Raw genomic sequence first — 23869 nt, forward strand, 5'->3', positions numbered from 1 at the left:
CCCATGACGCAGTGGACGTATCTGACCGACATGGACGGTGTGCTCGTACACGAGGAGCACATGGTCCCGGGCGCCGACGAGTTCCTCGCCGAGTTGCGGGCCAGCGACACCGCGTTCCTGGTACTGACGAACAACTCCATCTACACCCCGCGTGACCTGCGCGCCCGCCTGCTGCGCAGCGGACTCGACGTGCCGGAGGAGCGGATCTGGACCTCCGCGCTCGCGACCGCGAAGTTCCTCGACAGCCAGCGCCCCGGCGGTTCGGCGTTCGTGATCGGCGAGGCCGGTCTCACCACGGCGCTGCACGAGGCCGGATACGTGCTGACCGACCGCGACCCGGACTACGTGGTCCTCGGCGAGACCCGCACCTACAGCTTCACCGCGATCACCCGCGCCATCCGGATGATCGAGGCCGGTGCGAAGTTCATCGCCACCAACCCCGACCCGACCGGCCCCAGCCTGGAGGGCCTGCTGCCCGCCACCGGCTCGATCGCGGCGCTGATCGAGCGCGCGACCGGCCGTTCCCCGTACTTCGTCGGCAAGCCGAACCCGCTGATGATGCGGTCGGCGCTGAACACCCTCGGCGTGCATTCCGAGCACACGCTCATGATCGGCGACCGGATGGACACCGACGTGCACTCCGGTATCGAGGCGGGGCTGAAGACGATCCTCGTGCTCACCGGGATCTCCACGAAGGAGTCGGCCGAGCGCTACCCGTACCGGCCCACCGCGGTGATCGACTCGATCGCCGACCTGGTCGGCCGCACCCAGGACCCGTTCAGCTCCGGGCTGGTCTGAGAGAAGTACTGAGCAGGGCTTATGGTCGAGGGGTGGATGTCCCGACCTATGTCGTAGGCGACGTGCACGGGCATCGCGACGAACTGGCCGACGCCCTGCGCGAGCACAAGCTCATCGACGACTCCGACGAATGGTGTGGTGCCGAGGCGAACCTGTGGTTCCTCGGCGATTTCGTCGACCGCGGTCCGGACGGCGTCGGTGTGATCGACCTGGTGATGGGCTTGCAGGACCAGGCGGAGCAGGCCGGCGGCTCGGTGCGCACGCTGCTCGGCAACCACGAGATCCTGCTGATGGGCATGTACCACTTCGGCGATACGGCGGTGCCCTCGGACTTCGGGCCGCGCAGTTTCGCGCGCAGCTGGGAGATCAACGGCGGGCAACTGTCCGATCAGGACGCGCTCACCGACGACCACATCGAGTGGCTGTCCACCCGGCCGCTGGTCGCGCACGCGGCGGATCACCTGCTGCTGCACTCGGACACGCTCGAGTACCTGGACTGGGGCGACACCGTCGAGGAGATCAACGAGACGGCGCAGGAGATCTTCGCCGGTGACGACCTCGCGTCCTGGTGGGACGTGTGGCGCCGGATGACCACCAGGTACGCGTTCCGTGGTGCGGACGGCGCGGCCGTCGCCGAGCGGCTGCTGGCCCAGCTCGGCGGGCAGCGGATCGTGCACGGGCACAGTGTGATCGCCGACCAGCTCGGTATCCACCCCACCCAGATCGAGTCGCCGTACCTGTACGCGGGCGGCAAGGTGCTCGGTATCGACGGTGGCCTGTTCGTCGGCGGGCCTTGTCTCGTGGTGCGCCTGCCCTGGGAGCCCGAGGACTGAATCCCGGACATTTCTGTCCCGCGGGCTCGTCAGACCTGAAATCTAGCATCGCTAGACATTGGGTCGACGGCATGTCTAGTATCGATCCTACATCTAGCAACGCTAGAAACCGGGAGGGATCATGCTGGACGTACTCGCCGTGGTCACGGTGGTCGTGGTCGGAGTGATGGTGGGCGTGGAGTTCGCGGTGGCGGTGTTCGTCAACCCGATCCTCGACCGGATCCCCGGCGACGGCGGGCTCGGCGCACGCAGCGACGGGGCGCGCGTGCTCGGCGGAGTCATGCCGGTCTGGTACATCGGCTCCGTCGTGCTCGGCGCGGTGTGGGCGGTGCTGGCGTGGGGCCGGACCGGTGCGCCGTTCGTGGTCGCGGGCGTGGCGCTGCTCCTGCTGAGCGTGGTGCTGTCGCTCCTGGTGCTGGTGCCGATCAACGCGCGCGCCAAGACGTGGTCGGCCGAGAGCGCGCCTGCCGACTGGAAGCAGCAGGCGCGCCGGTGGGACCGGTTCCACTACCTGCGCGTCGGCGTCATCGTGCTCGCCTTCGCCTCGCTGGCCATCGCCCGCTAAGCCGGCACGGGCACGATCTCGCGGCCCAGCGGGACGAGCGAGACCGGGATCAGCTTGAAGTTGGCCAGCCCCAGCGGAATACCGATGATCGTGACGCACAGCAGGAAACCGGTCACCAGATGCCCGAGCGCCAGCCACCAGCCCGCGAAGATGATCCACACGATGTTGCCGACCACCGAGCCGACGCCCGCGTCGCGCCGGTCGACCAGGGTGCGGCCGAAGGGCCACAAGGCGTAGTTCGCGATCCGGAACGACGCGATGCCGAACGGGATCGTGATGATCAGGACGCAGCAGATGATCCCGGCGACAACGTAGCCGAGCGCCATCCAGAACCCGGCGAGCACCAGCCAGATCACGTTCAACACGAGGTTCATCAGACCAGCAACTCCCCGCTCAGCACGGTGACGGCCTGCCCGGCCAGCGTCACCCGCTCGGTGCCGGACCGGGCGCGGACGATGCCCCCGCGCTCGGAGGCCTGCTCGCCGACGAGTTCCGCCCGGCCCAGCCGGGCGGCCCAGAACGGGGCCAGCGTGCAGTGCGCCGAGCCGGTCACCGGGTCCTCCGGAACCCCGACGGCAGGGCCGAACACGCGGCTCACGAAGTCGATGCCCGGCCGGTCGCCGGGGGCGGTGACGACCACGCAGCGCGCCTGCCAGCCCGCGATGAGGTCGAGATCCGGTTCGACGGCACGGACTTCCGCGGCGTCGGCGGCGAGCACGAGGATGTCCCACTTGCCGCGCAGCACCTCTTTGACGGTGACCCCGGGAAACGCCGGGACCACCTCGTCGGCCGAGGCGACGGGCGGGTCGGCGGGAAAGTCCATGCTGATCCAGCCGCCGTCGGCGCGGGTGCGCAGTTCACCGCTGCGGGTGCTGAAGACCTGCTCGCCACCGAGCACGTGCCCGGTGGCGAGCGTGGCGTGTCCGCACAGGTCCACCTCGACGGTGGGGGTGAACCACCGCAACGACTTCGGGCCCTCGCCGCCGACTTCGACGAAGGCGGTCTCGGCGTGCTTCAGCTCGGCCGCGACCGACTGCATCCAGGCCGGATCAGCGGGTCCGTCCAGCAGCACCACACCGGCGGGATTGCCCGCGAAAGCCTTGTCGGTGAACGCATCGACGACATGAAGGCGCATATCGCCAGCCTAGCCCTCACGGCGAGTTCATCCCGCGATTTCGGCGAAGGCCTTCGCGTCCTCCTCGCCGAAGGTTTCCTCCAGTGTCTCCGGCGAGTAGTCGAGGTCGATCTGCTCCACCGGCACGCCCCGCGCGGACTCGATCGCACCGAGCCTGCGCTGCGCACGGTCGGCGGCGTAGTCGATGAACTCCTGCGGATCGTTGTCGAACGGGCGCGGCTCGGTGAACTGGTCGTTGACCCACTGGATCATCCCGAGCGCGTGCGGCAGCAGTTCGCCCATGCGCTGCTGCACGGCCTCCCACAGCGAGTCGTCGGCGGCGATGTGCCTGCGGCAGGTGAAGGTGCCCCACGCCATGTGGCGGCGCTCGTCGTCACCGATGTGCTTCACCAACCGCTGCATCCCGGGCAGGATTCCCCGCTTCGTGCACACCTTCTGCCAGGCGTAGTACCCGGTCAGCGCGAGACTGCCCTCGATGACGTGGTTGTAGGTGACGCTCGCCCTGATCTGGTTGAGCGGGCTGGGATCCGTGGCGAGGATGCCGAGCGATTCGGGCAGCTCCTCGTAGAAAAGCTTGCGGTAGTGCGGATTCTCCGACACGAACGAGGTGAGGTCCCCGGTGAGCCCGACCGCGTCCATCCAGCGCCGGAACACCTCGGTGTGCTTGGCCTCCTCGAAGCAGAACTGGGAGAGGTACATCTCGTCGCCGAAACGGCCCTCGGCGGCCATCGCCCTCATGAACGGCTGGATGTCCTGCGTCACCGCCTCCTCGCCGGCGATGAACTGCGCGCACAAATAGGTCGCCGACCGGCGTTCGTCGTCGGTGAGGGTCTGCCAGTCCGCACCGTCCTTGCTGAAGTCGATGTCGGCCGGGTTCCAGAACTTCTTGTTGCCCTTGACGAACAGGCGCAGCGGGAAGGCGTCCCAGTTCAGCCCGCCCTGGCGCAACGAGGTGAATCCGGTCCGGCGAGGCTGCAACGTTTCGGTCATATCTCACTCCATTGTGGACACTGTGTCGATCGCGGGGGATATCGCGGCGCAGACCTGATCGGCCGCCTCGGTCGCCGTGTGCGTCGGCAGCACGAGATGGCTCAGCGTCAGCCGCGTCACGGTCTCGGCGAGCAGCCGGGCCGTCGGCTCGTCGAGCGCGGGCAGGAACTCCCGGTAGTGCTGGGTGGCGAGCTCGGTCGCCGCCGTCAGCACGGGCTCCCCGCGCGTGGTGAGCAGTGGCAGCAGGTCCTCGCCGACCTGCGTGCCCAGTGCCGAGGCGACCAGCTTGTTCTCCCGGCCGTGCTCGATGGTGTAGACGACCGCCTCGTGAATCCCGGCGAGCAGATCCGGCGCCGATTCGAACCGGCTGCGGATGCCTTCCAGGAACTCCGCGGTCGTCCGCAGCGCGACGGCCTGGACGAGCGCCGTCTTGTTGCCGAACTCGTTGTAGACCGTCTGCCTGCTCACGCCCGCCGCCGCGGCCACGTCGGCCATCCGCAGACCGGAGTGACCCCGTGCGGCGAGCAGCGTCGTCGCCGCCTCGAGCAGGGTCTCCCGGAGCGATGCCTTGGTGCGCTCCGCGAAAGTGGGAGTGATGTCAGCCACACGGACAGCTTGACACAGGTCTATCCAATGTCAAGACGCTTGACCTGTTCGAGTCCTGTGTAAAGCAAGATACGGTGGTCGGTATGGGGATGACCGTGGGTTTCGACCTGGATATGACGCTGATCGACCCGAGACCGGGAATGACCGCGGTCATGAACGTGCTCGGCGAGGAGGCCGGGCTGGCGCTGGACGGCGAGTACTTCGCCGCGCACCTCGGCCCGCCGCTGGATCAGGTGCTGCGCGAGTTCGGCGCGCCCGAGGACCGCATCCCCGCGTTGGTCGCGCGGTTCCGCGAGCTGTACCCGGAGATCGTCATCCCCAGCACGATCGCGTTGCCCGGTGCACACGCCGCGCTCGAAGCGGTGCGCCGCGCGGGCGGGCAAACGCTTGTGGTGACAGGGAAATTCGGCCCCAACGCGGAACGGCACGTCAAGGCGCTCGGGTTCGAGGTGGACGTGCTCGTCGGCGAACTGTGGGCCGACGGCAAGGCGGCGGCGCTGCGCGAGCACCGTGCGCTCGCCTACGCCGGTGACCACCTCGGCGACATCCGGGGCGCGCTGGCCGCCGGCGTGACGCCGATCGGGGTCGCCACCGGCCCGTGCGCGCGCGAGGAGCTGACCGCCGCCGGCGCGGAGGTCGTTTTCGACAGCCTGGAGGAATTTCCCGGCTGGCTCAGCGCTTCCGGTGTTCGCGCATCAGTGCGATGAGGCCGAGCGCGATCCCCAGCGGGGTCGCGATACCCGCGAGCGCGGACAGCCACACGGGCAGATCACGCAGTCCCGCGGCGAACATGACGAACACGACCAGCACGGCCAGTACGCCGAGGGCGAACACGCCGATCCCGACCCGCATCAGCCAGGGTTTGCGCGGATATGTCTTGGCCGCAGTCTGCATGCGTCCAGGTTAAACGAGCGGTGGTCCGGCCCGGTCCCCGAGATACACGCGCGGTATCCACTTCTCCCCGGGGCGCCGACCGGGATAGGCTGGACGGTACGCGTCCTGGGTACGCCCGGGGCGCGTTCGTCGTGCAGGGCACGCGAGGTAACAAGCAGAGCGAAGGAACGGTGAGGGCAGTGCCGACCGGCAAGGTCAAGTGGTACGACGCGGAGAAGGGGTTCGGCTTCGTCACCCAGGATGGTGGCGAGGACGTCTATATCCGCAAGACCGCGCTCCCGCAAGGAGTAGAGGCACTCAAGGCAGGCCAGCGGCTGGAGTTCGGCGTCGCTGACGGCCGCCGCGGTCCGCAGGCGCTGTCCGTCCAGCTGATCGACTCGCTGCCGTCGGTCGCGGAGGCGCGCCGCCGCCCGGCCGAGGAGCTGCACGGCCTCGTCGAGGACATGATCAAGCTGCTCGAGATGAAGGTGCAGCCGGACCTGCGCCGCGGCCGCTACCCCGACCGCAAGAACACCAAGCGCATCGCCGAAGTCATGCGCGCGGTCGCGCGCGACCTCGACCCGTAAGCCGGCTCAGCCCGGCTGGATCTGCAGCGACCACAGGGATCGCGCGACGAGTTGCGGGTTGCCGTTCTCGTCGAGCACCGGTTTGCCCGACTGGTCTGCGGCGTAGGCCGCGCCGATCCGCTGCACCTCGACGACCACGAGCTGGTCGGCCGGGGTGGGCGCGGTCGCGGTGTAGGCGAGCCGCGTGCTCGGCGAGAAGAACTGCTGCTTGATCTTCAGCTGGCCGCCCGCGGCCGCGTCGGCGTACTGCACGTTGACCAGCCACGGCGTGTCGCTCACCTCGGAGGGCACCGAGATCTGCACCGGCTTGCCGGCCCGTACCTTCAGCCGGGCCGTCGCGTTCGCGTCCTTGTCGCAGTTGCGGACCAGTGCGTCACAGTTCACGACGGGGGCTGCGGTCACCGTGTGACCGTCGCCGTAGAACGTGATTTCGGGTGGGCTCGCCGCTGCCGAGCAACCCGTGAGTGCCAACGCACCGCCAGCCAGCAGAACCGCGATTCGACTACGCCGCATGGGTTGAAACACTAATTAGGCCACGGTGCGGGCCGGACGTTGGGGGCGTTTCCCGCCGAGCCACGGCAGCAGCGAACCGCCCCGGTACACCAGGAACGTCTGCGTCAGCCCGAGCGCGAGCAGCAGCGACACCACGAGGAACCCGAGCCAGTAGGTGGGCGGCAGCAGCAGCCCGACCGCGCCGCCGAACACCCAGGCGAGCTGCAGCACCGTCTCGGAACGGCCGAACGCCGACGCGCGCGACTCCTCCGGCAGATCGTGCTGGATCACCGCGTCGAGACTGACCTTCGCCAGGGCGCTCGCGGTGGACCCGACGAGACCGACGATCGCGGCAGTCACGAGCCCGGACATGACCGCGGCGAGGATCGTCGAGGCCAGCGTGGCCGCGAGCGAGCCGAGCACGACCTGCGCGGGATGCCCGAACTGGGAACGGGAACCGAGCGCGTTGCCGAGGAACCCGCCGACACCGGCGGCCGCGCCGATCGCGCCCAGCATCAGCAGCTGGTTGAACGGGCTCGCCCCGCTGGTCTCGGCGTGCGCCTTGACCGCGAACGCCGCGAACATCATCAAAAACCCGGTGAGCACGCGGATGGAACCGTTGCCCCACAAGCCGATCACGATGTCCTGGCCGAGCGGCTGGCGCTTCTTCTTGCGCCGGATCGGACGCGTCTTGAGCGACGCCGGGACCTCGCCCTCGGTGACCTCGACCCACGACGGGATGCGCATCGACTGCGCGCCCTGCGCCAGACAGATCAGCGCCGTGAACCACAGCGCGCCCGCCGAGCCGAACAACGAGCCGACCCCGCTGGCGATCGCGCCGAACACACCGCCGGCGGCGAGCCCGAAGACGGTGAGCCGCGCGTTGGTCTTGGACAGCGTGATCTCCGGCGGCACCACGCGTGGCGTGACCGCGGATTTGAGGACCGTGAACGACTTCGACAGCACCATCGAGCCCAGCGCCGCCGGATACAGGCCCCAGTCGTTGAAGTGCAGCGCCATCAGCACGGCCATGAACGCCATGCCGAGTGACGCGACACACATCGCGAGCCTGCGCCCGCGCTGGATCTTGTCGAGCGCGGGACCGATGATCGGTGCGACCAGTGCGAACGGCGCGATGGTGATCAGCAGGTACAGCGCGACCTTGCCGCGGCTTTCCCCGCTGGTCGCCGCGAAGAACAACGTGTTGGCCAGCGCGACCGCCAGTGCCGCGTCGCCGGCGTAGTTCAGCATCACCGCGTAGGTGAGCGAGGTGAGGCCGGACTTGTCGGCGCCGTCGGCCTTCGCGGCCTTCTGGAACGCGCCGACCGCCTTGCCGCTGAGCTCCCGGCTGCGCAGTGCCGCGACCCGGGTGACCGTCAGCTTCTTCGGCATCCTCGGGAACCCGCCCGCGGTCGCCTCGGTGCGGTTGCGCGCGGGCTCCTCGGGTCTGGGCCTCGGCTGTTCCCTGGCGTAGCCGTCGGTGCCGTAGTGCTCGTACAGCGGTTCGGTCCGCCGCGGCGGTGGTGGGGGCGGAGTGCGCGGCGGGTACGGGCGCGCGCCGCGAGGCGGCGGCGTCGAGGACCGGAACGCCGTCGTCGGCGGCTCCTCCGTGGTCTGCTGGCGGGCCTCGGTGTAGAAGCGGCTGGGCGCGCCGGAGCTGGCCGGGCGGCCGGCCCCCGGCTCCGGCGTCCACTTCCGTTTGCGACCCACCCTTCAATCTTGCCCCATGACCTGCTGGACGTGCTCACTGATCAGGCGGTTCGAACGAATTTCACCCGGAACAGCAGCGGCCAGAACTTGCCCGTGAGGTAGAACTCGTCCGTGCCCGGGATCGCGGCGATGCCGTTGAGTACGTCGGCCTGGCCACGTTGCGCCCCGGTGAGCAGGCCGGACGCGTCGATCCGGGCGGTGACCTCGCCGGTCGCGGGGTCGATGCGCAGGATCGTGTCGGTCTGCCAGACGTTGGCATAGACACTGTCGCCGACGCATTCGAGCTCGTTGATCTGGTCGAACGTCTGGTTGCCCGAATGGACGGTCACCTGGCCGAGTGCGGCGAACGTGGCCGGATCGCGGAAGGTCAGCCGGTCCGAGCCGTTGCTCATCACGAGCCTGCCGGGCTGGTGGCACAGGCCCCAGCCCTCGCCCGCGTAGGAGACCCGGCGCAGCTCCGCCAGTGTCCTGGCGTCACGCTCGATCGCGATCCCGTCCTGCCACGTGAGCTGCCACACGGTCGCACCGAGCACGGTGATGCCCTCGCCGAACAGCGGCGAGGGCAGGTCGACGGTGGTGGCAGGCGCGGCGCCCGGCGGGCCGGCGCGCAGCTGGGACCGGCCGGCCAGCCCGGTGCCCTCGTAGAGCAGTCCGTCGTGGATCTCCAGGCCCTCGGTGAAGGCGGCGGTGTCGTGCGGGAGGGTCCCGAGTACCTCGGCGCGCAGGCGCGGGACCGCCGCGGCCTGGTCCGGTGCGGCGGCTCCGCAGGCCGTCAGCGCCACGGCCATGGCGAGCGTGAGGGACACGAGACGGTGCACGACTTCACCCTGGCATGACGCGCGTGAAGCCGCCGCTGCACAATTGGGGTATGACCCTGCTGCTCACCCTGGATGACGGATCCGTTCAGCGGGCCCTCACCGACGCCGTGGAGCTCGCGCGCGAGGCCGCGGTCGAGGAGGCCGGGGCCGGGCAGGTCGGCGCGCACGCGGGCATCGAACGCGAGGATGCCGTGTCCGCGAGCCACCTGTTCGAGGCGACCGTGCCCGGTTACGAGGGCTGGCGCTGGTCGGTGACGGTCGCGGTCGCGGGACCGGACGAGCCGGTGACGGTGAGCGAGGTCGTGCTCACCCCGGGCCCGGAGGCGCTGGTCGCGCCGAAGTGGGTGCCGTGGGAGCGCCGGGTGCGCCCCGGCGACCTCGGTGTCGGGGACATCTTCCCGACCGAGGAGGACGACCCGCGGCTGGTGCCCGCATACCTGCAGTCCGACGATCCGGCGGTGGAGGAGGTCGCGCACGAAGCGGGCCTCGGCCGGGTGCATGTGCTCTCCCGGTACGGCCGGGTCGAGGCCGCCTCGCGGTGGCGCAGCGGTGAGTTCGGACCGAGGTCGGACATGGCCCGCAGTGCCCCGGGTGCGTGTGGCACGTGCGGGTTCTACCTTCCGCTGGCGGGGTCGCTGCGTGCCGGGTTCGGCGTGTGCGGCAACGAGATCTCGCCTGCCGACGGGCACGTGGTCAACGTCGAGTACGGCTGCGGCGCGCATTCCGAAGTAGAGGTCGAAGTGACCTCGTCGGTGCCGGTCGCCGAGCTGGTGTACGACGATTCGCTGCTGGACATGGAACCCTGACCGGTGACTGATCCCTTCGGCACCGAGGCGTTACGGGCCTCGGTGCTGCGGGCGTGGGCGGAGTCGCCGACGCGGTTCACCGAGGACACCAACGCCGAGCGCGACCTGCGGGTCGGCGCCTACCGCGACCGGCTGCTCGTGGAGCTGGCCCAGAACGCGGCGGACGCGGCACAGACCGCCGGTGCTCCCGGCCGGATTCGGGTGTCCGTTGTGGATGGTGAGTTGCGGGTCGCGAACACCGGCGCGCCACTGACCGCCGCCGGGGTCGCTTCGCTGGCTTCGCTGCGTGCCTCGGCCAAGGAAGGCATGGTCGGGCGTTTCGGCGTCGGGTTCGCGGCGGTGCTCGCGGTCACCGACGAGCCGAGGGTCCTCTCGCGCACCGGTGGCGTGGCGTTCTCCGAGGCCCGCACCCGCGAGGCCGCCGGGCGGCCCGGCGACGTGCCGGTGCTGCGGCTGCCCTGGCCGGACGACTGGCCGGTGCCGGAGGGATTCGACACCGAGGTCCGGTTGCCGCTGCGGGCCGATGTCGATCCGGACGAGCTGCTGGCCAGGCTCGCGGACGAGGTCGAGGATCTGCTGCTGTCGCTGCCGTGGCTGGCCCGGATCTCGGTCGGCGATTCGGTGTGGCAGCGCTCCGAAGTGGACGGTCACGTCGAGATCGCCGGTCCCGCCGGTGTCGTGCGATGGCTGGTGCAGGAGGCGCCCGGCGGGCTGTGGGCGATGGCTCCGGAGCCGCTGGAAACCGATGTGCTGCACGCGCCGACACCGACGGACGAGCGGCTGTCGCTGCCCGCGCGACTGATCGCGCAGGTGCCACTGGAACCGTCGCGACGGCGCATCATGCCGGGCACGGACGTGACCGCACCGGCGAGCGCCTATCCGGCGCTGGTGCGGAAACTGCCGCCCGGGCAACGGCTTTCCCTCGTGCCGAGCGCCGGATTCCCGCTGTCCGAAGTGGATGGTCAACTGCGGGAAGCTGTCATCGGTGCACTCGGCGAGCAGCCTTGGCTGCCCAGTGCCGGAGGCGATATCCCGGCACTGGGCGCGCGGGTGCTCGGTGTCGATTCGCCGCGGCTGGTCGAGATGCTCGGCGAGCTGGTGCCGAGGCTGGTGTCGGTGTGCGGTCCGGAAGCGGCGCGGGTGCTCGCGACGGTCGGTGCCGAGCGGCTCGACCTGCCCGAGGTCGTCGAGACGCTGACCGGCCTCGAGCGGCCACCGGTGTGGTGGCGTTCGCTCTACGACGTACTTTTGCCGCTACTGGAAGCACATTCGGTCTCGGCCGACGATCTCGGCGCGCTGCCGGTGCCGCTGGCCGACGACCGGACGCTGCCGGGCCCGCGCGGCGCGCTGCTGTTCGACGGCGAGCTGCTGGAACTGCTGGCCGAAGCCGACATCGTCGGGCTCCGGCTCGTCCATCCCGAGGCCGCGCACCCGTTGCTGGAACGGCTGGGCGCGAAGCCCGCGGAGGCGGCGGACTTGCTGGAGTCGCCCGCGCTGCGCGAGGCGGTCGAACGCAGCGTCGAGGATGCCGAGTCCGGTTTGGACACCGCTCCGCTCGCGGAAGCCGTGCTGCGCCTGGTTTCCGAGGCGAGTGCGGAGGATCTCGGTGCGCTGGCGCTGCCTGCCGAAGACGGCTGGCGGCGCGCGGACGAACTCGTGCTGCCGACCTCGCCGTTGCTCGCGGTGTTCGATCCGGACGCGCTCGGCGAAGACGGTCCGCTCGCCGTGCTGGACAAGGATTTCGCCGCGCGCTGGCCGGGCTCCGCGCTGACCGCGGTCGGCGTGCTCGACGGTTTCGTGGTGACCGAGGACGGGATTCGCGATCTCGATCTCGTCGCCGACGAGCGGTGGCCCGAGGCGTTGCGGCTGATCGCCGGGGAGCGGGAGACGTGGCAGGCGCTGCGGGCGGACGCGAGCGGGATCGCGCGCAACGCCGTGCTGGCCGGGCGTGCGCCGCAGGAGTGGCGGCTGGCCTCGGCGGCGGGCCTTGCCGGGTTGTACGACCCGGTGCCCGACGTCGGCGTGCGCGAGGACGTGCTCGCGGCGGCCGGGGTGCGAACCGGACTGGAAGTGGCCGACCTCGACGACGCGGCCGACCTGCTGGACCGGCTCGGCGATCCTCGGCGGACGGTGGCGCCGGGCCTGGTCGCGCGTGCGCACGCGGCGCTGGCCGATGCCGGGCTGGACTGGGCCGCGCTGGATGCCCCGGAGCGGGTGCGGGCGGTGGACGGTTCGGTGGTCGCGGCCGAGGAGGCGGCGGTGCTCGACCGCCCGTGGCTCGCGGCGGCCTGGCCGGCGGAACGACTGGTCACGGCAGCCGAGGGCGGCCCGGAACCCGAGCCGGACGAAGTCTTCGCGAGCGGCCGGAGCCGCGCCGAGCGGCTGGCCGAGTTGCTCGACGTGCCGCTACTGAGCGAGACGGTCTCGGCCCGGATGCCGGACGACGGGGAGTTCGTCCCGTGGGCCGAACTGACCGCGATTTGCCTGGTCGCCGAGCTGCTGGACATGCCGCTGCCCGACGGCGGGGTCGTCGTGCACGAGGAGTTGAGCGTCGAACTCGACGGCGTCAAGCGTGACGCGCCGTGGTGGGTCGAAAGTGGTCCGTTTCACGGGGAACATCACGCGGCGGACACTCCCGCCGGCCTGGCCAGGGCATTCGCCCACGCCGCCGACCGCTGGGCGGACCGGCACCTCATCGAGGCGCTGCTGGACGACCCGGACCCGCTGACGCTGTTCTCCTAGCGCTTCCGGGGCTTGGGTGGCGCCTTGGGCTGGTCGGCAAGCCAGGGGCCGAAATCGTCTACCGTGCACCAAACGTTGGGCGATTCGTTCCGGGGCGGATCGGCACGTCGATGGTCATTCGCGCTGCGTCAGATCCCCGTCTGCGCCGAACGTGAACCGCGGCGGGCGGCGGCTCGCTGCCAGGTCATGATGCCCATCCCGATGAAGCTGATCACGATGCCCGCCACGCACGTCCACAGCCAGACGCTCGGCGAGCGGCCCGAGCCCAGGTCAATGATCGCGAAAACGGCCAAACCCACCGCCCACGCCACCGTGCCCACGATCACGATCGGAAACAGCGCGGTTAAACGTGGCGGCAACTCCGGCACGGGGCGCAGCGAGCCTTTACGATCCCCACCGTTGATCGGGTCAGTCACGTCAGGAAGGCTACCGATGTCAGAGCAGGACACGCGATCCGCGCTGGACCGCTTCTTCAAGATCAGCGAGCGAGGGTCTACGACCGGCCGCGAAATCCGTGGCGGCCTGGTCACGTTCGTGACGATGGCCTACATCGTCGTGCTCAACCCGCTCATCATCGGCAGTTTCTCCCCGCAGGACTCCGGGGCGCACAAGGACGTACTGGGCCACATCCTGCCGGTACCGCAGGTCGCGGCGGTGACGGCCCTGGTCGCGGGCGTGCTGACGATCCTGATGGGTCTCGTCGCGCAGTACCCGTTCGCCATCGCCACCGGTCTTGGCATCAACACCCTCGTCGCGGTCACCATCGCCCCGCAGATGACCTGGCCCGAGGCGATGGGGCTGGTGGTGATCGAGGGCCTGATCATCGTCCTCCTCGTGCTCACCGGCTTCCGCACCGCGGTGTTCACCGCCGTGCCCGCGGCCCTGAAGTCGGCGATCGCGGTCGGCATCGGGTTGTTCATCTGCTTCATCGGCCTCGTCGACGCCGGGTTCGTGCGGCGGCTGCCGGACGCGGCGAACACGACGGTGCCGGTCGGCCTCGGCATCAGCGGCTCGATCGCCTCGTGGCCGACCCTCGTGTTCGTGATCGGCCTGCTGATCACCGGCATCCTGGTCGCGAAGCGGGTGCGCGGCGGCATCCTCATCGGCGTGCTCTCCACGACGGTGATCGCGATCATCGTCGAGGCGATCGTCAAGGCGGGCCCGTCCAACGGCACCAACGCCAAGGGCTGGAACCTCGGCTACCCCGCACTGCCCGCCAAGGTCGTCGGCCTGCCCGACCTCTCGCTCGTCGGCGACGTCTCCTTCGGCGCCTGGACCCGGCTGCCCATCATCACCGTCGTCCTGTTCGTGTTCACCCTGGTGCTGGCCGACTTCTTCGACGCGATGGGCACCATGACCGGGCTGGCCAAGGAAGCGGGACAGCTCGGCCCGGACGGCCAGCTGCCGCGCGTCGGCCGGGCGCTGTTCGTCGAGGGGCTCGCGGGTGCCGCGGGCGGGTTCGGTTCGGCCAGCTCCAACACGGTGTTCGTCGAGTCGGCGTCCGGTATCGCCGAAGGTGCGCGCACCGGGCTGGCCAACATCGTCACCGGCGTGCTGTTCATCGCCGCCATGTTCCTCACCCCGCTGTACGAGTCGGTGCCGGTCGAGGCGGCCGCACCCGCGCTCGTCGTGGTCGGCGCGCTGCTGATCGCGCAGGTCCGCGACATCGACTTCCGCGACTTCTCGGTCGCGCTGCCCGCGTTCCTGACCATCGTGGTGATGCCGTTCACGTACTCGATCGCCAACGGCATCGGGGTCGGCTTCATCAGCTACGTCGTGCTGCAGGCGGCCTCGGGCAAGGTGCGCAAGATCCACCCGCTGATGTGGGTCATCGCGGTGGCGTTCGTCGCATACTTCGCGGTTGGTCCGATTCAGAGCGCGCTGAAGTAAGCAGTTTCACCCGATCGTCCCCGCGATCGTAAGGTACGCTAACTATGTGTCCGATTTGCGTCAACGCGCATTGGCCGGCCGGCTCCGGCTCGCGGTCGTGCGCCTCAATCGCAGACTACGGGCACAGCGGATCGACCAGAACGTCTCGCTGACGCAGATCGCGGCACTGTCCACTCTGCACAAATGCGGGGCGCTGACGCCGGGCAAGCTCGCGGCGAAGGAAGGCGTGCAACCGCCGTCCATGACGCGGGTGATCGCCGCGCTCGAGGACATGGGTTTCGTCGAGCGAAGCCCGCACCCGACCGACGGCAGGCAGTCCATCGTGGCGCTGACCGACGCCGGACGGGGCTTTCTGGAGCAGACGATTTCCGTCCGGGAAGCCTGGCTCGACCGCAAGCTGGCGGAACTGAGCGGTGACGAGCGGGAAACACTCGCGCGCGCCGCCGAGATCATCGACAGGATGGCGGGGAACGAATAACGGTGCGGCCGAAACTGGGTAGCGAAGCAACGTCATATCCGACAACCACAGCTACCCAGGGACAGGCGCCACCCGCCGAGGAAACACCGCCACCGAAGGCGAGCATGTTCGCATCCCTGCGGGTGCGCAACTACCGGTTGTTCTTCTCCGGCCAGGTCATCTCCAACATCGGCACCTGGATGCAGCGCATCGCGCAGGACTGGCTGGTGTTCGAGCTTTCCGGCAACAACCCGCTGGCGCTGGGCATCGCGGTCGCGCTGCAGTTCACGCCGACCGTGCTGCTGTCGCTGTGGGCCGGTGTGCTGGCCGACCGCGTCGACAAGCGCAAGCTGTGCATCTTCATCCAGAGTGGTATCGGCCTGCAGGCGCTCGTGCTCGGCATGCTCAACGTCACCGGCATCGTCGCGCTCTGGCAGGTCTACGTTCTCTGTTTCATACTCGGCATCTTCAGTGCGCTCGACGTGCCGGCACGGCAGTCGTTCGTCGCGGAGATGGTGGGGCGCAAGCAGATCCCGAACGCGGTCGCGCTGAACTCCTCGGTGTTCAACATGGCCCGCATCGTCGGGCCCGCGATCGCCGGCTTCGCGATCACCTGGGTCGGCACCGGCTGGATGTTCCTCGCCAACGCGGTCAGCACGCTCGCCGTGATCACCGGGCTCCTGCTGATGAACCCGGACAAGCTCTTCCGCGGCCCCGCCGTCGTGCGCGCCAAGGGGCAGCTGCGCGAGGGGCTCGCCTACGTGCGCGGGCGCAGCGACCTGGTCACCGTGATGGTGCTGGTGTTCTTCGTCAGCACGTTCGGCATCACCTTCTTCACCTCGCTCGCGATCGTCGCGGGCAACGTCTTCGGTACTCAGGCCGACGGTTACGGCCTGCTGTCCACACTGCTCGCGGTCGGCACGTTCACCGGTTCGCTGATGGCCGCGCGGCGCGGGGTGAAGGGCAAGCCGAGGGTGCGGCTGCTGCTGGTGGCCGCCTTCGGGCTCGGCGCGGTCGAGTTCGTGGCCGCGTTCATGCCGACCTACTTCGCCTTCGGGATCGCGCTGATACCGCTGGGTTTCGCCACGATCACGTTCCTCAACACCGCGAACTCGCTGGTCCAGACCGCGGTGAGCCCGGAGATGCGAGGCCGGGTCATGGGCCTCTACGTTCTGGTCCTGATCGGCGGCAACCCGATCGGCGGTCCGATGGTCGGCTGGATGGCCGACGTGTTCGGCGGCCGGTCGCCGTTCGTCATCGGCGGCGCGATCTCCGCGATCGCCGCACTGGTGTGCGCCGTGGTGCTGGCCCGGCGCGGCGGGGTGCTGCAGCCGAACCGGATCGCGGGGCTGCGGGTGCTGTTCTCTAGCGGCCGAGCAACCGCGGCAGCACCGCCTCGGCGAGCCGCCTGAGGTTCGTGTCACCGGTGAGCGTCAGCTCCTGGGTGGAGTCGTCGGTCAGCTTCACGGCGACGAGGTCGCCCGTGACCAGTGCGGGCCGCCCGGCGAGGGTGTCGGGGTACACGCGCGGCGAGGTGCCTTCGCTGAACACCGCCTTCACCCCGCGCACCGTGCACTGCCCGTCCATGCGTGGTTTGCCGCTGCCGCCGAGTTCTCCGGTCAGCGCGGTGCACAGCTGCCAGGAGATCATCGGCCACGGCGCGTCGACGATTCCGTGCTGCGGCACCGGCTCCATGCGCTGACCGGGGATCGTGCCGTCCTTGGACGTTGTCGGCACGGCGGGGCCGGGCGTCATGGTCGCGTGCACGATCGCGGTCGCGATCGATTTGGTCAGCTCGTCGAGCGGCTGCTTCGCGGTGCCGCTGACCGCGATCTGCAGGAACGGTTTGACCTGGGCGCTCGGTTCGGCGTCGACCAGCCGGAGGTTGAGCCGCGAGTTGACCTGCGGCGAGACGGATTCGATCTCGCCCTTGTGTCCGTCGACGGTCACCGGGTCGGGGTTCTGCAGCGGGGCGGGCGTGCCGTCGAGGCGCAGGAACACCTCGAGCGAACCGGTGACGACGTGGCAGCTGCCGTCCAGTGCCTCGCGCAGCGTGGGGCTGCCCAGCACCGCCTCCCAGCGCTGCCGGCTCAGGGCCTGGCACAGCACATGCGCGCTGCTTTCGGGCGGGAGCGCGGCGACCATCTCGCCTGCCGGCATCGCGACGGCGCGCGGCACCTGCCCGTTCTTGCTGGGCCAGATACTCGGCAGGTCACGTGCCTGCGCTGGTCTGTCGCCCGCGTCCTGCGCCCAGAGGTATCCCGCGGCGGACGCGATGGACGCGAACGACAGCAGGACGCCGATCAAGATCGCGATCACGGTCGACGTTTTCACGTCGCGGAGGGTACAGCGGCACGAAACGCGTCCCTCGACGGCGTGGTCCGGGCGAATTCGTCCCGCGATCGGGTGAGCGGCACGGCGGCACCGACCCACCCCTTGCTTCGAGAGATGAGGTTAGGCTAACCTCATCGGTGTCCGCTTCGTGGTGGGAGCGGCAGTCAGTTCGGGAACGGGCGGGGCCCCGGTGCCGGGAAGGATCCCGGGGCCGGGGCCTCGTTCAATTCGATACCGAACCGTACGCGGTAGGCCGTCAAGATCTCCTCGCCAACCAGTACCCGCTCGACCCGCTCGCCGTCCACGGTTTCGATGAGTTTGTCCCCGGCCAGGGTGATACGGCCGCCCGGCGCCTGCAGCGAACACAGCAGCCCCGTGGTGAAGTGCGACTCCGGGGAGGTGGCCTGCCACCAGCAGGTGGGCGCGAAGTCCCGCAGTTCCCGCGGCCGTTGCTCCAGTCGGTACGCAGGACGCCCGGCGTGCCGGACGTCGAGGTCGCCCTGCGGAGTCTCGGATACCACCACCTCGCCCTCGGGGTCCTGCTGTGGCTCACGCGAGTCTAGCCGCACCGGGTACCGCGCGAACCGCCCGAAGCCGACGTCGGCGAGCCACGGCTCGGGCAGGTCGACGCGCAGGGCCATGTGGTCGAACGGCGGCCCGTACCGCTCGCCGTTCCACACGCGCGCCGACAGCAGCGTCACCTCGAAACCCAGCTCGCGCAGCAGCGCCGCGAACAGGCCGTTCAGCTCGTAACAGAACCCGCCGCGGCGGCGGCGCACGACCTTGTCGAACAGCGCGTCCTCCGCCAGTTCGACGGGCTCGCGCAGGTGCACGCTGAGGTTCTCGAACGGAACGGTGGCCAGGTGCCGTGCCTGCAGCTCGCGCAGGGCCTCGGCGGACGGGGCCGCCGGCCGGTCCGCGCCGATCCGGTCGAGGTAGGCGTCGACGTCCATCCGGCTACCGTCCCACCTCCGCCGCGGTGGCGGTCAAGCGTTTTCCGAGCACGACGAGCAGTGCCGCGACGAGCATGCCGAGCGCGCCGGCGAGCACGAACGTCCGGCCCAGTCCGGTCGCCTCGACCACGGGCTGGGCGATCAGTGGCGAGGCGAACTGGCCGAGGAACAGCGCCGAGGTCAGCAGCCCGAGCGCGCGGGTGCGGTCGGCGGGCGCCACCGACGACACGACCCAGCCGTTGAGCGTCGGGTTCTGCAGGCCGATGCCGAGACCCACGACGACCATGCCCAGCGCCGCGACCCACAGCGAACCCGCCACCCCGACCACGATCAGGCCGACGGCGTAGGCCGCGAACAACGTCACGGCGAGCACGCGGAAGTTGCACCGCGCACGCAGCCGCCGGAAGTTCAGGCCGATCACCGTCATCACGAGATTGACCGCGGCGATCAGCGCGCCGGTGACCACCGGGCCCGCGTGGCCGACCTGCGCAAGCCAGAACGGGGCCTGCGTCGGCACCGTGTAGAAGACGACGACACCCCCCAGCATCAGCGCGTACAGCGCGAGCAGCCGCGGTTTCCACACCCCGTCGCCCGGGCCGGCCCCGCCCGTCGGCTCCTCCTGGACGGTGGGCTCGGGGACGTAGCGAAGCACCAGGACCAGAATCGGCAACGCCAGCAGGTAGATCCCGAACGGGCCGCGCCAGCTCAGCGCGGCGAGCAGCCCGCCGAGCAGCAACGCGACGACGCCGCCGAAACCCATCGCCGCACCCTGCCAGCCCAGCACCCGGCCGTGCTCATGCACGGAGTAGTGGTCGGCCAGCAACGCCGTCGACGTGGTCATGATCCCGGCGATACCGACGCCGAGCAGCGCCCGACCGATCAGCAGGCCCGGCAGCCAGTCCAGCACGAGTCCCGAAGCGCCGCCCAGGACGTAGAGCACCAGGCAGGCGGTCAGCACCCGCACGCGGCCCACCCGTCCGCTGAGCCTGGCGAGCACGGGGGCGGAGAGCATGATGGCCAGGCCGGGCAGGGTGAGCACGAGGCGCACGAGCAGGGCTGCGTGCGGCACGGCCGCGAAATGTCGTTCCATTCCCGGCAGCGCGGGGGTGATCGTCGCGCTCGCCATGATCGTCATGGTGCTGACTCCGAGCAGCGTCGCGAGCATCGAGCGGGGGCGTGCCCGCGTGGCGAGCGTCGTCGTCCGTGTCATGCCATCGACGCTAAAACCTGGAGTATGGTCGAGGTCAATGCGCGAAAAAAGGGCCCTCCCGCGTGGGAGGGCCCTGGTACGGCGAGCCGTCAGAGAAGCAGGCCGTTGCCGCCGGAGACGGCGTTGTCGAACCGCTTGCTGATCTCCGCCCAGTTGTAGATGTTCCAGAGCGCCTTGACGTAGTCCGCCTTGACGTTCTTGTAGTCGAGGTAGAAAGCGTGCTCCCACACGTCGACCAGCAGGATCGGCACGGTCGGCAGGATCAGGTTGTTGTGGTGGTCGCGCAGCTGCTGGGTGATCAGCGTCTTGCCGACCGGGTCCCAGGACAGCGCGGCCCAGCCGTTGCCCTGGATCGTGGTGGCGACCGCGTTGAACTGCGCCTGGAACTTGTCGAACGAGCCGAAGGCGTCGTCGATGGCCGAAGCCAGCTCGCCGGTCGGCTTGTCGCCGCCCTCCGGCGAGAGGATCTTCCACCAGACGACGTGGTTGGCGTGGCCGGCGAGGTTGAAGGCCAGCGTGGTCTCCAGGCCGACGATGCCGCCGAAGTCACCCTTGTCGCGCGCCTCGGCGAGCTTGTCGAGGGTGTCGTTCGCGCCCTTGACGTAGGTGGCGTGGTGCTTGCTGTGGTGCAGCTCGTTGATCTGACCGGAGATGTGCGGAGCCAGGGCGCCGTAGTCGTAGTCGAGATCGGGAAGCTCGTACCGGGCCATCAGCCCTCCTTCTTCTTTGACGCAAGATTCCTCGCTACCAACCTAGTAGCAAGGGCAGTCGGTGGCTAACCGGGGAGCGGCCTTTGTCCGGACTCCGGGAAGCACCTGCCGCACAGCCTGCAATCTCGATATAGCTGGAGGTCAACAGGGGTGTAAGCGTGATCACCCGAGATCCGCCAGTACGGCGATGTTGCACTCAAATGCCGCCCTGACCTCGTGCACGATGCGTACTCGCTCGTCCGTGTCCCACGGCGTGCTGTCCAGCAGCGCGCGGTAGCGCTTGCGAAACGCCGGGGTGCTTTCGATGTCGAAGTGGTAGAACAGCGCGCCCGGCCCCTCGACGTCGTAGGTGTCCTTCAGCAGCCGCCGCACCACCTGGCCGCCGGCGAGATCGCCGAGGTAGCGGGTGTAGTGGTGGGCGACGTAGCCGCCGGCCCAGTTGTGCGCGACCGTCCGGATGCGACGGACGTAGTCCTCGGTGGCGGGCACCGGCTCGATCGAGGTGCGCCAGTCCGGCCCGATCAGGAACTCGAGGTCCGCGGCCAGTGCCGGAACCCGGCGCAGCTCGTCGAACACGAACGACCCGCCCTTGGGGTGGTCGATCATGGCGTCCGAGGCGGCTTCGATGGCCTCGTAGATGAAGTAGTACTGCGCCGCGAGCCGCGCGTAGTCGGCCAGCGTCAGCTCGCCGTCGAGCAGGCGCACCATGAAACGGGAGTCGTTGGCGCGTTCGTGCACGGTTCTGGTGGACTCGCGCAGCGTGACCGAGAACGGGGTCTGTTCGACTGTCAGGGGAGCCGCCATGGATTCGAGACTAAGCGGGCGTGGCAACTTAGGCTAGCCTAATGACCCGATCAGAGGTCTACCGGCCAGGTGTGCACCGGCTCGTCCGTGGAAGCCAGCTCCAGGTACCTGCCCAGCATCTGGCTCAGCGCGGACTCCCGGTCGGCGCCGTGCCGCTCCGCCAGCGCCACGGTCTCGCGCTGCCACCACGACCCGTTGCGCTGGGTGAGACAGCGCTGCTCGATCACCCCGAGGTACCGGTCGATCGCCGTGCTGGACACCTCAGCCGAGCGTAGCCCCTCGTGTGCCAGCGGCAGCAGCACGCGCAGTGTCAGCTCGTCCGGCGGAATCCAGCCGATGCCCGGCCAGTACAGCTGCGCGTCGAAGCCGTTGCGCGCACCGGCGTAGAGGTTCTCCTCCGCGGCCTGGAACGACATCTGTGTCCATAGTGGACGATCTTCGTCGGCGAGTGCGCGCTGCGCGCCGAAGAAGAAAGCGGCGTTGGCCATCATGTCGAGCACCGTCGGGCCCGCGGGCAGTACCCGGTTTTCCACACGCAGATGCGGTTTTCCGTCCACCAGGTCGTAAACCGGGCGGTTCCACCGCCACACGGTGCCGTTGTGCAGGCGTAGCTCCGTCAGCTTCGGCGCCTGTCCGGACTCCAGCGCGTCGACCGGGTCCTCGGAGTCGGTCTCGGGCAGCAGACCGGGGAAATAGCGGACGTTCTCCTCGAACAGGTCGAAGATCGAGGTGATCCACCGCTCGCCGAACCACACCCTCGGGCGCACGCCCTGGTTCTTCAGCTCCTCCGGGCGGGTGTCGGTGGACTGGAGGAACAACGGGATCCTGGTCTCGTGCCACAACGCCTTTCCCAGCAGGAACGGCGAGTTCGAGCCGACCGCGACCTGAATCCCGGCAAGACACTGAGCGGCGTTCCAGTGCGCGGCGAACTCCTCGGGCGCGACCTGCAGGTGCAGCTGTACCGAGGTGCACGCGGCCTCGGGCAGAATCGATTCGGAATAGGTGTGCAGCCGCTCCGGCGGATGCCCGGCCAGCGGGGCGCCGTCCAGCGACAGTGTCATCTGCTCGCCGCGCGCCGCGAAGATCTGGTCGTTGAGCATCGTGTAACGCGTGCTGTTGGTGATCCACTTCTGATCGAAGTGATCGTGCGTCAGCGTGGGCAGAATGCCGATCATGGCGAGCCGGGCGCCCGAGTCGCCCGCCTTCTTCGCCGCCTCGCCAAGGAATCCGCGAAGATCGTGTTCCAGATCGAGTGCCGAGTTTCCGGCCAGTGGTCGCGGTGGGACGTTGAGTTCGATGTTGTGCTGGGACAGTTCGGTGGTGAACGACGGGTCGTCCAGCGCGTCGAGGACCTGGAAGTTGCACATCGAAGGGCGCAGACCCGCGTCGACGAGGTTCAGCTCGACTTCGAGCCCGATATGTCTTCGCGGGAAGGAAAATCCGCCCTCGGTCAGCATCCTGCCCAGTGTGTCCAGACAGCGCTGGACCTTGCGGCGGTATCTCGCACGGTCGCGTGGGTTGAAGTCATCCGCCGAAAGATCCTGGCCCATGCCTTCCCTGCTTCTCATCGCCCGGGCGTCGCGGGGTCTGGGGACTGTTGCCCGGCGGACAACAGTTGCACAGCAACGCGAACTGGGGCTATCGGCCAAATTGGTGCAGTACGTTGGTCGAGTCTGACTAAGCGCGAGGCTGCGCCGTTCGTCGTAGGGCTACCCGACTCGTTCGGAGCAATGACCCTCGGGCCAGACTCGTCCTTGTGGCGCAGCTGATCTCCGTACACGACGTGGCCGACCCCCGGCTCGATGACTTCCGTGACCTCACGACGGCCGACCGCAGGCCCGACCGCCCCGGCGGCCGCGGGTTCGTGATCGCCGAGGGGACGGTGGTGGTCCGTCGTCTGCTCGCGTCCGGTTACCCGGTTCGCGCGTTGTTAGGCGTCGAACGCCGGATCAGTGATCTGGAACCCGATCTGGCCGGATTCGAGGTGCCCGCGTACGTCGCCTCGGCCGACGTGATGGCCGGGGTCGTCGGTTTTCATCTCAACCGCGGCGTGCTCGCGGTCGCCGGCCGTGCGCCACAACCGTCCGTCGTGGACATCCTCGCCGGCTCCCGGGTGGTCGCGGTGCTCGAAGGTGTCGGCGATCACGAGAACCTCGGCGCGTTGTTCCGCAACGCGGCCGCGCTCGGCGTCGGTGGCGTGCTGCTCGGTGCGGGCTGCGCCGATCCGTTGTACAGACGCAGTGTGCGAGTTTCGATGGGCAATGTGCTGCGCGTGCCCTTCGCCCGGCTGGAGCCGTGGCCCGATGGTCTGTCCACAGTCCGGGAAAGCGGTTTCACGATCGCCGCGCTGACTCCCCGGCCGGACTCGGTCGCGCTGCGCGAACTGACCGGGAAGCGGGTCGCGTTGCTGTTCGGTTCGGAAGGCCCGGGACTCACCGAGGAGGCGATCGCGGCCGCCGACGTCACCGTGCGCATCCCGATGGCGGACGGGGTCGATTCGCTCAATGTCGCCACGGCGGCCGCCATCGCGTTCTACGAGACCGCCGGGCGGTAAGT

At 69.3% G+C, this 23869-nt stretch carries 26 protein-coding genes; 11 read left to right on the forward strand and 15 right to left on the reverse strand.

Features of this window, described 5'->3' with window-relative positions; all coding sequences use genetic code 11:
* Nucleotides 1-3 precede the first annotated feature (3 nt).
* From HFP15_RS20065 to HFP15_RS20075, 3 genes are all read left to right on the forward strand, one after another.
* Nucleotides 4-798, forward strand: coding sequence for an HAD-IIA family hydrolase (locus HFP15_RS20065; RefSeq protein WP_168517860.1), 795 nt, complete (start codon nucleotides 4-6; stop codon nucleotides 796-798).
* Between the two features lie 32 nt (nucleotides 799-830).
* Entirely contained in the window at nucleotides 831-1631 is an 801-nt protein-coding gene (locus HFP15_RS20070; RefSeq protein ID WP_168517862.1) for a metallophosphoesterase family protein, read from the forward strand.
* A gap of 121 nt (nucleotides 1632-1752) precedes the next feature.
* Complete coding sequence (locus HFP15_RS20075) at nucleotides 1753-2196, forward strand: anthrone oxygenase family protein (protein WP_168517864.1); 444 nt, start codon at nucleotides 1753-1755, stop codon at nucleotides 2194-2196.
* Here HFP15_RS20075 and HFP15_RS20080 read toward each other — a convergent pair.
* From HFP15_RS20080 to HFP15_RS20095, 4 genes are read right to left on the reverse strand one after another with little or no spacing between them, the layout of a single operon-like run.
* Nucleotides 2193-2570: a YccF domain-containing protein gene (locus HFP15_RS20080; RefSeq protein WP_168517866.1), complete on the reverse strand. Its 378-nt coding sequence runs from the start codon at nucleotides 2568-2570 to the stop codon at nucleotides 2193-2195. The two genes, HFP15_RS20075 and HFP15_RS20080, sit on opposite strands and share 4 nt — an antisense overlap.
* Nucleotides 2570-3331, reverse strand: coding sequence for a PhzF family protein (locus HFP15_RS20085; protein WP_168517868.1), 762 nt, complete (start codon nucleotides 3329-3331; stop codon nucleotides 2570-2572). The genes HFP15_RS20080 and HFP15_RS20085 overlap by 1 nt, the downstream gene beginning before the upstream one ends.
* A 27-nt stretch (nucleotides 3332-3358) precedes the next feature.
* Entirely contained in the window at nucleotides 3359-4321 is a 963-nt protein-coding gene (locus HFP15_RS20090) for a R2-like ligand-binding oxidase (protein ID WP_168517870.1), read from the reverse strand.
* A gap of 3 nt (nucleotides 4322-4324) precedes the next feature.
* Nucleotides 4325-4927 carry a TetR/AcrR family transcriptional regulator gene (locus tag HFP15_RS20095; protein ID WP_168517872.1) on the reverse strand — a complete coding sequence of 201 codons (603 nt, stop codon included), beginning with the start codon at nucleotides 4925-4927 and terminating at the stop codon, nucleotides 4325-4327.
* Nucleotides 4928-5010: 83 nt separating this feature from the next.
* Between HFP15_RS20095 and HFP15_RS20100 the strand changes: the two genes are divergently transcribed.
* On the forward strand, nucleotides 5011-5634 hold the full coding sequence (locus HFP15_RS20100) for an HAD family hydrolase (protein ID WP_168517874.1): 624 nt from the start codon (nucleotides 5011-5013) through the stop codon (nucleotides 5632-5634).
* On the opposite strand, the gene HFP15_RS20105 is transcribed toward HFP15_RS20100, so the two are convergent.
* A complete protein-coding gene (locus HFP15_RS20105) occupies nucleotides 5600-5821 on the reverse strand; it encodes a hypothetical protein (RefSeq protein WP_168517876.1) in 222 nt (73 codons plus the stop codon). The genes HFP15_RS20100 and HFP15_RS20105 overlap by 35 nt on opposite strands.
* Before the next feature lie 179 nt (nucleotides 5822-6000).
* On the opposite strand from HFP15_RS20105, the gene HFP15_RS20110 reads away from it, so the two are divergent.
* Complete coding sequence (locus HFP15_RS20110; protein WP_168518040.1) at nucleotides 6001-6387, forward strand: cold-shock protein; 387 nt, start codon at nucleotides 6001-6003, stop codon at nucleotides 6385-6387.
* Between the two features lie 6 nt (nucleotides 6388-6393).
* On the opposite strand, the gene HFP15_RS20115 is transcribed toward HFP15_RS20110, so the two are convergent.
* Genes HFP15_RS20115 through HFP15_RS20125 form a run of 3 tightly spaced genes read right to left on the reverse strand, consistent with a single transcriptional unit; the run spans nucleotide 6394 to nucleotide 9407 of the window.
* Nucleotides 6394-6900, reverse strand: a complete 507-nt coding sequence (locus HFP15_RS20115; protein WP_168517878.1) for a DUF2771 family protein — start codon at nucleotides 6898-6900, stop codon at nucleotides 6394-6396.
* A 15-nt stretch (nucleotides 6901-6915) separates the two neighbouring features.
* On the reverse strand, nucleotides 6916-8589 hold the full coding sequence (locus HFP15_RS20120) for an MFS transporter (RefSeq protein ID WP_168517880.1): 1674 nt from the start codon (nucleotides 8587-8589) through the stop codon (nucleotides 6916-6918).
* Nucleotides 8590-8630: 41 nt separating this feature from the next.
* Complete coding sequence (locus tag HFP15_RS20125; RefSeq protein ID WP_168517882.1) at nucleotides 8631-9407, reverse strand: glutaminyl-peptide cyclotransferase; 777 nt, start codon at nucleotides 9405-9407, stop codon at nucleotides 8631-8633.
* A gap of 50 nt (nucleotides 9408-9457) precedes the next feature.
* Here HFP15_RS20125 and HFP15_RS20130 point away from each other — a divergent pair, with 50 nt between their 5' ends.
* Together HFP15_RS20130 and HFP15_RS20135 are read left to right on the forward strand one after the other, a co-directional pair.
* The gene (locus HFP15_RS20130; protein ID WP_168517883.1) at nucleotides 9458-10213 is read left to right on the forward strand and encodes a DUF3027 domain-containing protein; all 756 of its coding nucleotides are present in this window, start codon (nucleotides 9458-9460) and stop codon (nucleotides 10211-10213) included.
* A 3-nt stretch (nucleotides 10214-10216) separates the two neighbouring features.
* A complete protein-coding gene (locus HFP15_RS20135; protein WP_168517885.1) occupies nucleotides 10217-12955 on the forward strand; it encodes a sacsin N-terminal ATP-binding-like domain-containing protein in 2739 nt (912 codons plus the stop codon).
* A 128-nt stretch (nucleotides 12956-13083) separates the two neighbouring features.
* Here the strand turns inward: HFP15_RS20135 and HFP15_RS20140 are convergent, their stop codons facing one another.
* A complete protein-coding gene (locus HFP15_RS20140; protein ID WP_168518042.1) occupies nucleotides 13084-13332 on the reverse strand; it encodes a DUF2530 domain-containing protein in 249 nt (82 codons plus the stop codon).
* Nucleotides 13333-13387: 55 nt separating this feature from the next.
* Here HFP15_RS20140 and HFP15_RS20145 point away from each other — a divergent pair, with 55 nt between their 5' ends.
* The 3 genes from HFP15_RS20145 to HFP15_RS20155 all read left to right on the forward strand — a co-directional run bounded on the left by HFP15_RS20145 (nucleotide 13388) and on the right by HFP15_RS20155 (nucleotide 16714).
* Nucleotides 13388-14845, forward strand: a complete 1458-nt coding sequence (locus HFP15_RS20145; RefSeq protein ID WP_168517887.1) for an NCS2 family permease — start codon at nucleotides 13388-13390, stop codon at nucleotides 14843-14845.
* A 55-nt stretch (nucleotides 14846-14900) separates the two neighbouring features.
* Complete coding sequence (locus HFP15_RS20150; RefSeq protein ID WP_168518044.1) at nucleotides 14901-15323, forward strand: MarR family winged helix-turn-helix transcriptional regulator; 423 nt, start codon at nucleotides 14901-14903, stop codon at nucleotides 15321-15323.
* 104 nt (nucleotides 15324-15427) lie between these two features.
* Complete coding sequence (locus HFP15_RS20155) at nucleotides 15428-16714, forward strand: MFS transporter (RefSeq protein ID WP_168517889.1); 1287 nt, start codon at nucleotides 15428-15430, stop codon at nucleotides 16712-16714.
* Here HFP15_RS20155 and HFP15_RS20160 read toward each other — a convergent pair.
* From HFP15_RS20160 to HFP15_RS20185, 6 genes are all read right to left on the reverse strand, one after another.
* A complete protein-coding gene (locus HFP15_RS20160) occupies nucleotides 16668-17636 on the reverse strand; it encodes a hypothetical protein (protein ID WP_168517891.1) in 969 nt (322 codons plus the stop codon). The two genes, HFP15_RS20155 and HFP15_RS20160, sit on opposite strands and share 47 nt — an antisense overlap.
* Nucleotides 17637-17800: 164 nt before the next feature.
* Entirely contained in the window at nucleotides 17801-18589 is a 789-nt protein-coding gene (locus HFP15_RS20165; protein WP_168517893.1) for an arylamine N-acetyltransferase family protein, read from the reverse strand.
* A 4-nt stretch (nucleotides 18590-18593) separates the two neighbouring features.
* Nucleotides 18594-19799 carry an MFS transporter gene (locus HFP15_RS20170; protein WP_168517895.1) on the reverse strand — a complete coding sequence of 402 codons (1206 nt, stop codon included), beginning with the start codon at nucleotides 19797-19799 and terminating at the stop codon, nucleotides 18594-18596.
* Nucleotides 19800-19888: 89 nt separating this feature from the next.
* Complete coding sequence (locus HFP15_RS20175; protein WP_168517897.1) at nucleotides 19889-20509, reverse strand: superoxide dismutase; 621 nt, start codon at nucleotides 20507-20509, stop codon at nucleotides 19889-19891.
* Nucleotides 20510-20671: 162 nt separating this feature from the next.
* Complete coding sequence (locus HFP15_RS20180; RefSeq protein ID WP_168517899.1) at nucleotides 20672-21313, reverse strand: biliverdin-producing heme oxygenase; 642 nt, start codon at nucleotides 21311-21313, stop codon at nucleotides 20672-20674.
* Nucleotides 21314-21363: 50 nt separating this feature from the next.
* Nucleotides 21364-22863 carry a glutamate-cysteine ligase family protein gene (locus HFP15_RS20185; protein WP_168518046.1) on the reverse strand — a complete coding sequence of 500 codons (1500 nt, stop codon included), beginning with the start codon at nucleotides 22861-22863 and terminating at the stop codon, nucleotides 21364-21366.
* A gap of 206 nt (nucleotides 22864-23069) precedes the next feature.
* On the opposite strand from HFP15_RS20185, the gene HFP15_RS20190 reads away from it, so the two are divergent.
* A complete protein-coding gene (locus HFP15_RS20190) occupies nucleotides 23070-23867 on the forward strand; it encodes a TrmH family RNA methyltransferase (RefSeq protein ID WP_168517901.1) in 798 nt (265 codons plus the stop codon).
* Nucleotides 23868-23869 lie beyond the last annotated feature (2 nt).

The organism is Amycolatopsis acididurans (assembly GCF_012328925.1).
GTDB lineage: Bacteria > Actinomycetota > Actinomycetes > Mycobacteriales > Pseudonocardiaceae > Amycolatopsis_E > Amycolatopsis_E acididurans.